At 69.2% G+C, this 12,573-nt stretch carries 8 protein-coding genes; 6 read left to right on the top strand and 2 right to left on the bottom strand.

Translation table 11 applies throughout. The features are described from left to right. A partial coding sequence (locus tag ABD317_RS25700; RefSeq protein WP_344292414.1) for an FAD-binding and (Fe-S)-binding domain-containing protein occupies window positions 1-2,172 on the bottom strand: 2,172 nt, incomplete at its 3' end. Between the two features lie 184 nt (window positions 2,173-2,356). Between ABD317_RS25700 and ABD317_RS25705 the strand changes: the two genes are divergently transcribed. Then, complete coding sequence (locus ABD317_RS25705; RefSeq protein WP_344292416.1) at window positions 2,357-3,718, top strand: glycoside hydrolase family 10 protein; 1,362 nt, start codon at window positions 2,357-2,359, stop codon at window positions 3,716-3,718. A 212-nt stretch (window positions 3,719-3,930) separates the two neighbouring features. Here the strand turns inward: ABD317_RS25705 and ABD317_RS25710 are convergent, their stop codons facing one another. Beyond that, window positions 3,931-5,157: an RNA-guided endonuclease InsQ/TnpB family protein gene (locus tag ABD317_RS25710; protein ID WP_344292418.1), complete on the bottom strand. Its 1,227-nt coding sequence runs from the start codon at window positions 5,155-5,157 to the stop codon at window positions 3,931-3,933. Window positions 5,158-5,207: 50 nt separating this feature from the next. Here ABD317_RS25710 and ABD317_RS25715 point away from each other — a divergent pair, with 50 nt between their 5' ends. The 5 genes from ABD317_RS25715 (at window position 5,208) to ABD317_RS25735 (ending at window position 12,210) form a co-directional block, all read left to right on the top strand. Beyond that, window positions 5,208-5,342 carry a type II toxin-antitoxin system antitoxin gene (locus tag ABD317_RS25715; protein ID WP_344292420.1) on the top strand — a complete coding sequence of 45 codons (135 nt, stop codon included), beginning with the start codon at window positions 5,208-5,210 and terminating at the stop codon, window positions 5,340-5,342. Window positions 5,343-5,524: 182 nt separating this feature from the next. Beyond that, window positions 5,525-6,181: a hypothetical protein gene (locus tag ABD317_RS25720; protein WP_344292422.1), complete on the top strand. Its 657-nt coding sequence runs from the start codon at window positions 5,525-5,527 to the stop codon at window positions 6,179-6,181. 191 nt (window positions 6,182-6,372) lie between these two features. Further along, on the top strand, window positions 6,373-7,254 hold the full coding sequence (locus ABD317_RS25725) for a hypothetical protein (protein ID WP_344292424.1): 882 nt from the start codon (window positions 6,373-6,375) through the stop codon (window positions 7,252-7,254). A gap of 39 nt (window positions 7,255-7,293) precedes the next feature. Continuing rightward, window positions 7,294-11,817, top strand: a complete 4,524-nt coding sequence (locus ABD317_RS25730; protein WP_344292427.1) for a DUF6531 domain-containing protein — start codon at window positions 7,294-7,296, stop codon at window positions 11,815-11,817. Between the two features lie 33 nt (window positions 11,818-11,850). Continuing rightward, the gene (locus tag ABD317_RS25735) at window positions 11,851-12,210 is read left to right on the top strand and encodes a hypothetical protein (protein ID WP_344292429.1); all 360 of its coding nucleotides are present in this window, start codon (window positions 11,851-11,853) and stop codon (window positions 12,208-12,210) included. Window positions 12,211-12,573: the final 363 nt, after the last annotated feature.

Consider the following 12,573-nt stretch of genomic DNA (forward strand, 5'->3'; position numbering starts at 1 on the left):
CGACCGCTCCGCCGCGATCCCCGCGAGCCGCTTCGCCACCGCCGGCAGCGGCGCCACCCCGGCGAGCGGGTTCGCCGGCCGGGCCGCGCGCAGCGCCGCCGTCAGCCGCAGCCACCGCGGCAGCCGCCCCATCGCGTAGTGCGCCATGGGCCGCCGCCGGCCGGCGTAGTGGTGGTGCAGGAACTCGGCCTTGTACGTGGCCATGTCGACGTCCACCGGGCAGTCGCTGCGGCATCCCTTGCACGACAGGCACAGGTCGAGCGCCTCGCGCACCTCCTCCGAGCGCCAGCCGTCCGTGACGACCTCGCCCGCGAGCATCTCGTGCAGCAGCCGCGCCCGCCCGCGGGTGGAGTGCCGCTCCTCGCCCGTGGCGCGGAACGACGGGCACATCACGCCCGGGCTCCCCGCCGGGTTGCGGCACTTGGCGACGCCGACGCAGCGCCGCACCGCCGCCGCGAAGTCGCCGCCCTCCGGCCCGTCGTGCGGGTAGCCGAACGCCACCGGCACCGGCGTGCGCGGCAGCGGCGCGAAGCGCAGGTCGGCGTCGAGGGGCGCGGGGCGGGCGATCACGCCGGGGTTGAGGGCGCCGTCGGGGTCCCAGAGGTCCTTGAAGGCGCGGAAGAGGCCGACGAGTTCGTCCCCGTACATCGCGGGCAGCAGCTCCGAGCGCGCCCGCCCGTCGCCGTGCTCGCCGGACAGCGAGCCGCCGTGCGCGACGACGAGGTCCGCCAGCTCCCCCGAGAACTCCCGGAAGCGGGAGACGCCCGGCGCGGTCAGCAGGTCGAAGTCGATGCGCACGTGGATGCAGCCGTCGCCGAAGTGCCCGTACGGCAGCCCGCGCAGCCCGTGCGCGGCGAGCAGCGCGCGGAACTCGCGCAGGTACGCGCCGAGCCGCGCGGGCGGCACCGCGCAGTCCTCCCAGCCGGGCCACGCCTCGCTGCCGTCGGGCATGCGGGTGGCGGTGCCGGAGGCGTCCTCGCGGATACGCCACAGGGTGCGCTGCGCGGCGGGGTCGGCGACGACGGTGTGGTCGACGGCGTCGGCGGCGCGGCACACCTCCTCGGCGCGGGCCCGGGCGGCGGCGGGGGTGTCGCCGCCGGTCTCGACGAACAGCCAGGCGCCGCCGCGGGGCAGCGCGTGCGCGTCGGGGCCGCTGCCGACAAGGTCGGCGGCCATGCCCTCGACGGTCAGCGGCCGCAGCGGCAGCAGCCCGGGGGCCGCCTCGGCGGCGGCGGACTCGTCGGCGTAGCCGAGGACGGCGAGCGCGCGGGCGGCGGGTGCGTCGATGAGGCGGACGGTGGCCTCGGTGAGGACGGCGAGGGTGCCCTCGCTGCCGGTGACGGCGCGGGCGAGGTCGGCGCCGGGCTCGGGGTGGAGGGCGGCGAGGGCATAGCCGGAGATGCGGCGGGGGAGGTCGGGCCAGCCGCCGGTGCCGCCGCGGGCACCGCCGCCCGCGCCGCCGTCAGTGCTGCCGTCAGTGCCGCCGCCCGTGCCACCGCCGGTGCGCAGCGTCGCCAGGTGCGCCGCGACGAACTCCCGCAGCCCCGGCAGCGCCTCCGGGCCCGGGCCATCCGGCCCCAGCCGCACCGCCCGCCCCCGGTACGTCACGACGTCCAGCGCGCGCACGTTGTCGGCCGTCGTACCCCACGCGACGCTGTGCGAGCCGCAGGAGTTGTTGCCGACCATGCCGCCGACCGTGCACCGGCTGTGCGTGGACGGGTCGGGCCCGAACGTCAGCCCGTGCGCCGCCGCCGCACCGCGCAGCCGGTCGAGCACGAGCCCGGGCTGCACGACGGCGGTGCGCGTCCCCGGGTCGAGTTCGACGAGCCGGTTCAGGTGCCGGGTGAAGTCGAGGACGACGCCAGCGCCCACCGCGTTGCCCGCGATGGACGTGCCGCCGCCGCGGGCGACGACGGGCGCGCCGTGCTCCCGGCACACGGCGAGCGCGGCGGCGACGTCGTCGGCGTCGCGCGGAGCGACGACGCCGAGGGGGACGCGGCGGTAGTTGGAGGCGTCCATGGTCGCGAGGGCCCGGTCCCGGGTGCCGAATCCCACCTCGCCGCGGACGGCCTGCCGCAGGCGCCGCTCCAGCGCGACGGCGTCCACCCCCGCGTCCGTACCCGCGTCCGCACCTGTGCCCGTACCCGGACCCGTGCCCGTCTCCGTATCCATGCCCCCAGCGTGCCGGACACCCCCGCCCCGTCGCGCGTATTGACGTGCCCCACTCCCGCCTCTAACGTCCGACCCCAGAAAGATTCGAAACGAGTCCCGAATGTTTCGAATCCGGGAATCGACGCACGGATCCGGCGCCACCACTCACCACCGCCCGCGCCCACCCGCGGGGGAAGAAGGGAACATGCGAAGACTCCGCAGCAGGCCCAGGGCCCTGCTCGCCGCGCTCGCCGGCGCCCTCTGCCTGTACGGCCTCGGCACCGCCACACCCGCGTACGCCGCCGACTCGCTGAACCAGCTCGCCCAGGCGCACGGCAAGTTCATGGGCTCCGCCGCCGCCACGGCGCACTTCTCCGACTCCCAGTACACCGAGATCCTGGGCCGCGAGTTCGGCCAGATCACGGCGGAGAACGAGATGAAGTGGGACACCACGGAACCGTCCCGCGGCCAGTTCAACTTCGGCCCCGGCGACCAGATCGTCGACTTCGCCCAGCAGAACGGCCAGTCGGTCCGCGGCCACACCCTCGTCTGGCACAGCCAGCTCCCCGACTGGGTCTCCAACCTGCCGAGCAGCGAGGTGCGCGGCGCGATGGAGAACCACGTCACCGAGGTCGCCGGGCACTACGCGGGCGACATCTACGCCTGGGACGTGGTCAACGAACCGTTCAACGAGGACGGCACGTTCCGCACCAGCCCGCTCTACAACGCCATGGGCAGCGACTTCGTCGCACACGCGCTGCGCGCCGCCAAGGCGGCCGACCCGAACGCGAAGCTCTGCCTCAACGACTACAACATCGAGGGCATCAACGCGAAGAGCACCGCGATGTACAACCTCGTGCGCGACCTGAAGGCGGACGGCGTACCGATCGACTGCGTCGGCATCCAGGGCCACCTGGCGATCCAGTACGGCTTCCCGAGCGACCTGCGGCAGAACATGCAGCGCTTCGCGGACCTGGGCGTCGACGTGGCCATCACGGAGCTGGACGTACGGATGCAGCTGCCGGTCGACTCGCAGAAGGAAGCCACCCAGTCGCAGTACTACGCGAACGTCATTGACGCCTGCCTGGCCGTCGACCGGTGCGTCGGGGTCACGGTGTGGGGCTTCCCGGACAAGTACTCCTGGGTGCCGGACGTCTTCGACGGCGAGGGCTCGGCAACCCTGTGGAACGACAGCTACCAGCCGAAACCGGCGTACAACGCGGTGGTCGAAGCCTTCGGCGGCGACCCGGGCCCGGGCCCGGGCCCGGGTGACGGCTGCAGCGCGAGCTACGCCGTACCCAACGAGTGGAACAGCGGCTTCACCGCCGCCGTGACCATCAGCTGCGACGGCGAGTCGCTCAGCGGCTGGTCGGTGTCCTGGGACTACACGGCGGGACAGCAGGTCACCAACGCCTGGAACGCGACGTGCACCCAGACGTCGGCCCGGGTCACCTGCACCAACGCCACGTACAACGGCAACGTCCCGGACGGCGGCTCGGTCACCTTCGGCTTCAACGGCACCTGGACCGGCAGCAACCCGGCCCCGGCCACCCTCACCCTGGGCTGACGGCCCAGCCTCCCCGCCCGCCCGCCGGGGCCGCCGAGAAGTCGGCGGCCCCCGGCGGGCGGCTGCGTTCTGTGCAAGACGCGGGGTGTGAGACTTCCGTGAAGCATCGACAACGAGCCAACGACGGCGCTGGCGAAACTGCGCATCCCGCGGATAGCGTCTTCCACCCGTATTGACTTCCTCCCGGTCTTGAAGGGACCGGGATTCCTGACTCAAGCTGCGGCCAGGCATTGCATGCCTGGCTGTCTTACGCTCTCGGTATCAGCCGGGTTGAGACCAGCCCGGATCAGCATCACGCGTGCGGAGTTCTTGTCCCTCGGGGAGGAGACTCCGCATGCGGTGCAGGTGTATGTGCGTTCGGACAGCGGCAGGCGGTGCTTGGCTCTCGCTCCGCAGTGCGCGCAGTCCATGGTGGTGTGGTTCGGGTGTACGAGGTGCACTTGGCGGTTGTGCTTGCGGCCCATCTCGATGAGCGCGGCTTTGGTGGCGCCGATCGCACCGTCGGCGGCTTTGCGGGCCAGGGTGGTCTTGGCGAGGAACTTCGGGCGGAAGTCTTCGATGGCAAGCGCATCGTGGTCGCGAACGACGCGCTTGGCCCATTTGCGGGCGGTGTCCTGCCGCTGGCGCGCGACCTTCTTGTGCAGCTTCGCTACCTGCCGCTTGGCGGCCTTGTAGCCCTTGCTGCCGGGCTGGCTCTTCTTCGGCTTCCGGCGGGCCATCTTCCGCTGGTAGTGCGCCAGTTTGTGTGCGGCGGTGCGGCCGTGCTGCTGATGCGGCAGGTCATGCTGCTCGCTGGTGGTGGTCGCCAGTTCCTTGACGCCCCAGTCCACGCCGAGCATGGCACCGGTTTCCGATAAGGGCTCCACTGTGGTGGGGACGACGAAGGAGGCGTACCAGTGGCCCAAGCTGTCCTGGTAGACGCGCACCGAGGAGGGTGCGGCAGGGAGATCCCGCGACCAGACCGGGCGCACGACGATTCCCCCGGCCAGGTGCAGCCGCTTGTTCTTCACACTGAACCCGCGCTTGGTGTAGTTCATACTCAGGCGGGCTTCGCGCTTCTTCTTCGCCCGGGGCATCCCGGCCCTGCGACGCAGGGGCAGTCCGGCCCTGCAGTCCTTCATGGCCTTGGCGCGGGACGTGGCGAAGTCCCGGATGGTCTGCTGCTGCGGCACCGACGCGCCCTGGCGCAGCCAGGAGAACGAACCCCGGGCTTCGGTCAGCATCTTGTCGAGCTGCGCGGGCCCGGCGGTGCGCTTGTCGTCTGGGGTGGCCTTGTTCCACTGGTGGGTGCGGCGGGAGACGTGGACGCATTCGTTCCACACCCACCGGCACCGTCCCCATTCGGCTGCCAGGCTGGCACGCGCGGTGGACGACACGCGCAGCCGATAGGTGTACCGGGTGTGCCCGGCGCCACCAGGACGGCTGTTTAATGTCGCCATAGCGTCACTATATCACTGTTGGTGCGTCGCTGTGCCTGTATGGTGGTGGCATGGATGAAGAGAAGCGGGTCACGCTCCGGCTCCCCGCCGAACTACATGAGGCTCTGAAGTCCGCGGCCGAGAAGGATCGGCGGTCGATCAACGCGGAGATCGTCTACCTGCTGGAACGCAGCTTGGAGTCGTAGTCGGCTCCCCCGTTCCACGGCTCCGCGCCCAGGATGCATTCCCCCCCGCCCTGAAGGACGGAACCTCCTGCAAGAAGTCAGATGAAGCATCGACAACGAGCCAACGACGGCGCTGGCGAAACTGCGCATCCCGCGGATAGCGTCTTCTACCCGTACTGACCCGCCTCCTACCGGGAGTTGACGTGAGACGCCGACGCACCCTCCCCGCCACCCTGGCCGCCTTAGCAGCCACGAGCCTGCTGCTCACGGCCTGCGGTTCCGACGACGGGGGCGGGGGTGACGACGACAAGATCAAGGGCGCGGACGACGCTTCGTCGGCGCCGCCGTCGCCGAAGGAGAGCGAGAAGGGGGTCGAACGGCCGGAGATCGACTTCCCGTCGTACGCAAAGAACGAGTTCGAAGGCCCGACGACCGGTGACCCCAAGAAGGACGCTGTCCTGGCGGACAACGCCGAGCGGATCAACTCGATCGACGACGCCATCTTCAAGGGCACGACCGACACCGAGGCGTTGAGCTTCTACAGCACGGGCGAGGCCCTGGTCAGCGCCAAGGAGTTCATCGACGGCTACATCGAGGCGAACGACAAGTGGGCGGGGGTCACCCGGTACTTCGACCGCACGGTGAGCTTCCGGGATGACGGAGCCGCGGTGGTGATCTACTGCTCCGATGAGAGCGGCTCCGTGATCAGCCAGAATCCGGAGAGCGAGAAGCTCCCCGACGAGCCTGGCTCGGCGAGGGCGTACGTCCTGTACAACACACGCCTCGAACAGAACGAGGACGGCGTCTGGCAGACGACGAACGTCATCTCGAAACGGGGGGCAGAACAGTGCGCACCCTGAGTTATTCCTTACGCGTTGGCATCGTCCTTTCCTTAGCAGTCTGCGCGGCGTTACATGCCCAGACCCCGGCCTCCGCCCAACAGAATGACGGACGCGACGACCACAGCAACGAGTCGGAGGTCGAAGACCCCGGGGGGTCGGGCTCTTCGGGCGGGACCCACAACGGCAACATCTACGCCCAGGTCGAGATCGTGTGGGACGAGACCCGCAACGGTCCCGGCGGAGGCGGCGGCGGGGCGGTGACCCCGACGAGCGACTGGGAACCGCCGCCCTGCTGGTACGCGCCCGCCTACCACCCCGACAAGTTCGAGGAGTTGGCCCGGCGGGTGTGGTTCGCGATGGTCCACGACCCCGACGGTCAGGAACTCGCCTCGGACTTCATGGACAAGTACAGCGGCGGAAACCCCTACCACGACTTCAACAGCGACAAGGCCGGCGAAGGCTACTGGTGGGACGACTTCTACGACGACAGCCGCGTGAACGACCCCGCCATCTTCGACTGCACGGACCCCTGGTTCTGGGTCGACACCGGTGAACCGCCCCCGGTCGAGCAGAACAACGCCGTCACCCCCGAGGTCCTGGCCGAACTCGCCTACGACCGGCTCCGCATCCCCCGCGACGAGGCGACCCTGCGCCCCGAGGCGGCGGACCAGAAGGTCAACCTGCCGACCTGGGTGTGGCTCGACCAAGGCACGTTCCACCCCGTGTCGGTCACCGCCTCCATCCCGGAGATCGGCATCGAGGCAACCACCACCGCGCGCCCGGTGGGCCTGCGCATCTCCCCCGGAACAGACGACGCCGAACTGCACCCGGAAAACGGCATCTGCCGCATCAATGACGACGGCTCCATCGGCACCCCCTACACCGCCGACCTCTCCGAGGAACCGCCGCCCTGCGGCCTGACCTACCTCCGCTCCACGGAGAGCACCGGCCCGTACGAGCTGACGGCCACGGTCACTTGGGAGATCAGCTGGACCGGCACGGGCCAGCCCGACCCCGTCCGGCTGCCCGACGGAGTCTTCAACACCACCACCGACGTCGAGGTCGCCGAAATCCAGACCGTCGTCCGCTAGCTCCGTTCGCGACCACGCATCGCTGCTGCAGGGGGACCCATGGGTAACCGCCCCACCGACTGGCACGTGCTCGACCTCGACGAAGACCCCACACCCGGCGCCCCGGAGCGGGTGAAGCAACTGGCCCGCGAACTGCACGACTTCGCCGACGACGTGGCCGATGCGCTACGCCAGATCAAGGGCATGGCGGGCGAGGACGCCATCCTCCGCTGGGCGGGCAAGACGGCGAAGGCGTTCCAGGAGGAGTTCGAGGACGTCCCCAAGAACCTCAAGAAACTCCAGCGTTCCTACGATCTGGCGGGCGACGCGCTCGCCGCGTACTGGCCGAAGCTGGAGCGTGCCCAGTCCCTGGCCGACAAGGCGCTGGCCAAGGGCCGCGAGGCCCGAAGCGACCTGACGGCGGCCGCCGGGCGGCTGGATTCGGCGAATTCGTGGGTGGAGCGGGCGGCGGAGAAGGCGGAGAAGTACGACGAGGCGGAGGGCAAGGACAAGCCCGACGACTCCGAGGTACGGGCCGCCGCCCGCAACGCCACCGACGCCAAGTCCGCCCAGGCTGACGCCCAGCGGGCGGTCGACAACGCCGAAGGCGGTCTGGAAGCGGCCAAGAAGATGGCCGCGGATGCGAAGAAGATGCGTGAGGATGCGGCGTCGGAGGCGAAGGACAAGCTGGAGGACGCCTCCGACGCCGGGATCCAGAACCGTAAGTGGTGGGAGAAGGCGGTCGACTGGGTCAAGGACAACTGGGACACCATCGTCAGCGTCTGCAAGGTCATCGTCGCCGTCCTCGGGATCGTCGTGCTGATCATCGGCGGGCCCCTGGCCTGGGTGGTCCTGGCCGCCGCCCTCGTCGTCCTCGCCGACACCCTGATGAAGTACATGAACGGCGAAGCGAGCCTGTGGGACGTCGCCTTCGCCGCCCTGGACTGCATCCCCGGTATGAAGGGCATCACCTCCCTCGCCAAGCTCGGCAAGATGGCCGGTGGCCTCAAGGCGCTTGCCAAGGGCGGTCTGAAGGGCATGGCGGCGGGCGTGAAGGGCATGGGCAAGGCGTTCCGCAAGAAGGCCGTGCAGATGTTCAAGCGCAACGGCTGCGGCGACCCCGTGGACCTCGCCACCGGTGAGATGACCCTGTCCGCCACCGACGTCGAACTACCCGGGGTGCTCCCCCTGGTCATCGAGCGCCACCACGTCACCACGTACGCCGACGGCCGCTGCTTCGGCAGCTCGTGGGCGTCCACCCTGGACCAGCGGCTGCTCCTCACCGACGACGCGGTGCACCTGTTCACCGCCGACGGCATGACCCTGGTCTACCCCACCCCCCTCGCGGACGGCGAGAGCGCCGTTTTCCCCGTCACCGGGCCGCGCTGGGGCCTGACCTGGGACGGCATGCCCGGTACCCCGCTGGTGGTCGAGCAGCCCGAGGCCGGGCGGGTCCTCCTCTTCGCCCCGGCCCCGAACCGGCCCGGCAGCGAGCTGCCGATATCCGCCGTCGTCGACCGCAACGGCAACCGCGTCGACTTCCGCTACCGCGACGACGGCCGGCTCGCCGAGCTGGCGCACAGCGGCGGCTACCGCGTCGGCGTCGCCGTCTACGACGGCCGCGTGACCGCCCTGCGACTGCTGTCCGACCCCGCCGAGCCGGTGCTGCTCACCTACGAATACGACGACAACGGCCTGCTGGAGAAGGTCTTCAACTCCTCCGGACTGCCCTTGGTCTTCTCCTACGACGAGCAGGCGCGGCTGACCCGCTGGGAGGACCGCAACGGCACCTGGTACCGCTACGAGTACGACGAGGCCGGCCGCTGTGTGTTCTCCACGGGAACGGACCGGGCCCTGGAGTACACCTACCGCTACGAACCGGAGAACCTGCGCACCACGGCGACCGACTCACGCGGCCACAACACCGTGTACGAGTTCAACGACGGCCTCCAACTCATCGCGCGCACCAACGCACTCGGCCACACTGTCCGGCAGGAGTTCGACTCCGAAGGCCGGCCCAGCGTTTACACCGACCCTCTCGGCCGCATCACCCGCTACGAATACGACTCTCAGGGAGCCCTGAGCGCCATCGTGCTCCCCGACGGCAGCCGCAAGCAGGCCGTCTACAACGAACTGCGCCAGCCCGAGGAACTGCTCGACTCCGACGGCTCCCGCTGGGAATTCGCCTACGACGCCCGCGGCAACCGCCTCACCGCCCTCGACCCCGCGGGCCAGCGCGTCCGCTTCACCTACGACGAGCGCGGCGGACTCGCCTCGATCAGGGATGCGGCCGGCGGGAAGACCCTCATTCGGTGCAATGCCGCCGGGCTGCCGATCGCCGTCACCGACCCGGCCGGAAAGGCAACCACCCTCATCCGAGATGCCTTCGGCCGCCCGGTCACGCTCACCGACCCTCTCAACGGACAGATCCACAGCCGCTGGACAGTGGAAGGGCGCCTCCTGGAGCGCACAGACCCCCTCGGCGGGGTGGAGACGCTTGAGTGGGACCCGGAGGGCAACTTGCTCAGCAGGTGCGATCCGGGCGGAGTGGCCACCACCTACACTTACGGCGCCTTCGACCTGCCGACCACCACTACGCGGCCTGACGGCGTCACTTACCGCTTCACCCGCGACACCGAGCTCAACCTTGTCCAGGTCGCTGACCCCGCCGGCCGCATCTGGCACTACGAGTACGACGGGGCGGGCCGGCTGGTGTCGGAGTCCGACTTCGATGGCCGCGTCACCCGTTATACCTACGACTCTGCCGACCAGATTCGCACCCGCATCAACGCCGCTGGACAGCGACTCATCTATGACCACGACGTCCTGGGGCGTCTGAGGACCACCAGCACGGCGGACGGCGTCGTCAGCAGCTACGAACGCGACGCAGTAGGCAGGGTCATACGCGCAGTTTCGCCGGGGGTCGAACTTGCCCGCACCTACGATCCGCTGGGCAACCTTCTCACCGAGACCGTCAACGGCCGCACCCTCACCCTCACTCACGACGCAGCCAACCGGCCGTTGGCCCGAACCACCCCCTCCGGGCACCACAGCGAGTGGGCATACTCCGCCGACGGTCTCGCCGTCACGCTCAGCACCGACGGGCGCACGATCGCATTCGACCACGACGCCCTGGGCCGGGAGACCGCGCGCAGGGTCGGCGACCGACTGACCTACGCGCAGGAGTGGGACCCGGCGGGCCGCCTCACGTCCCAGTCCGTGGTGGGGCCCATGGCCCTCCCGGTTGTCGCCCGCGGCTACCGCTATCGCGCCGACAGCCACGTGACCTCGCTCGACGACGCACTCGCGGGCGCCCGGACCTACGAGTTGGACATCCTCGGCCGAGTCCTGACCGCCAGCAGCGCTGCCGGCCAGGAGACCTACACGTACGACGCACCAGGCAACCAGAACACTGCCCAGTGGCCCACTACTGAAGGTGTACCCGCAGCGGACGCCCTCGGCGACCGCGAGTTCCAGGGCACCCTCCTCACCCGCGCCGGACGTGTTCGCTACGAGTACGACGCCGCCGGCCGCATCGTGCTGCGCCAGCGCCGCCGGCTATCGAAGAAGCCGGAAACGTGGCGGTACACCTGGGACGCGGAGGACCGCCTCACCCGGGTCGTCACACCAGACGGCACCACCTGGCGCTACCACTACGACGGCTTCGGCCGCCGTGCCGCCAAGGAGCGCCTGGACGACACCGGCACGGTCGTGGAGCGTACCGACTTCGCCTGGCACGGCTCCACCCTCGTCGAACAGACGACCACGGGCGGCGACTCCGCGGTCCCGGCTGTCCTGACCTGGAATCACCGCGGTCTGCAGCCGCTCTCCCAGACCCTCCACACACCGGGCCAGGATGAGATGGACCGCAGGTTCTACGCCATCGTCACCGACATCGTCGGAACCCCCACCGAACTCGTGGACGAAGACGGCTCAACGGCATGGCGGCGGACGAGCACCCTCTGGGGTCTGCCGCTGGCGCCGGGCGACGACTCCCGCGAGATGCCACTACGCTTCCCCGGCCAGTATGCGGACGAGGAGACAGGCTGGCACTACAACGTCTTCCGCCACTACGACCCCGCCACGGGCCGCTACGCCACCCTCGACCCCCTGGGTCTGTCTCCCGCCCCCAACCCCTACACCTACCCCCACAACCCGACCACCTGGACCGATCCTCTCGGTCTCGCCGCGCATACGCCGGAGATACCTGGTCAGCCGGAGATTGATACAGTCGACCCGTCGACGCTGCGATTCAGCCAGCGCACGGCTGGCGGCAGGGGTAGGGCCGCAGCGCTCCGACAAAGCATGGGTGAAAGAGGTTGGGCAGGCGATCCAGTCGATGTGGTCCGAAACCCCGACGGAATCACCACGATCGACAACACGAGAGTCGCGGTGGCTCAGGAGCTTGGAATTTCGGAGATTCCGGTGCGCATCCATAGCCTCGATGAGGCTTTGCCCAGCGATATGATCGGACGTTTCGGCTCGGCGACCACATGGGGCGAGGCGCTCGCTCATCGAACCTCCAGGCAACGCCCTACCCTCGACCCCACCGGAACGTCCATTCGACCGAGAATGCCGGAGTAAGACGTGGATAGCCAGTTTCGGAACGTGCCACACGTGGATCGCATTTCCGATTTCCCGGAATTCAAAAAGGGCTGGGAGCATGTTCGAGAGCACAGCCTCACCGATGTCGACCCGTGGATCATTTACAGCAACAGCAGCGAAATCGAATCCCGAACTTCGGCAGTCAACAGTCGATATTCGGGCAGAATTGTGGTCTGCTTCGCCGAGAGAGTAGACACGGATGACGTGGCATGCCTGATCGTCCGCCCAGGGGTGGGTGAGCGTGCCGGCGATGTCGTGGTTCTGCACGATTTCTCCTCGCCCGGATCGGAGATCGATGTCACGGTCAGCAGTTTCTGGGACTGGTTCCGAATCGCCGTCGACGACATGATCGATATCGCGCGCCATTCGTAGGCACCTGTTGAGGGAGCGGACCAGTACGGCTTCCCGGGCGACCTGCGGCAGAACATGCAGCGCTTCGCGGAGTTGGGCGTCGACGTGGCGAAGCCTGGCTGCGCCTTCGTGAGGGGAGCGCACATCAGGAAGACCTCGCGCTCCTGCGGCATGAGCTACGCGAGTCGAACTACAGTATCTACAGAGCTTCGAGCAGATTTGGCTTGATGCATCCCCTGTACCAAGCCCTCACTTGTAACTCATGTATCAGTCAGAGGGTGTGGAGGACCGGACATCGGCAGTAGATCATTGAAGGGGTCAATGATCTGCTTAGAGCTTGTCTCACGTGGTGTCTGAGTGGTGCGGCATGATGCTGTGTCATGG

Source organism: Streptomyces synnematoformans (genome assembly GCF_039531005.1).
Lineage (GTDB): Bacteria > Actinomycetota > Actinomycetes > Streptomycetales > Streptomycetaceae > Streptomyces > Streptomyces synnematoformans.

Excerpts from the sequence above, each read along its gene's own strand:
- ABD317_RS25705 (WP_344292416.1), top strand. The coding sequence starts at position 2,357 with ATGCGAAGACTCCGCAGCAGGCCCAGGGCCCTGCTCGCCGCGCTCGCC.
- ABD317_RS25710 (WP_344292418.1), bottom strand. The coding sequence starts at position 5,157 with ATGGCGACATTAAACAGCCGTCCTGGTGGCGCCGGGCACACCCGGTAC.
- ABD317_RS25715 (WP_344292420.1), top strand. The coding sequence starts at position 5,208 with ATGGATGAAGAGAAGCGGGTCACGCTCCGGCTCCCCGCCGAACTACAT.
- ABD317_RS25730 (WP_344292427.1), top strand. The coding sequence starts at position 7,294 with ATGGGTAACCGCCCCACCGACTGGCACGTGCTCGACCTCGACGAAGAC.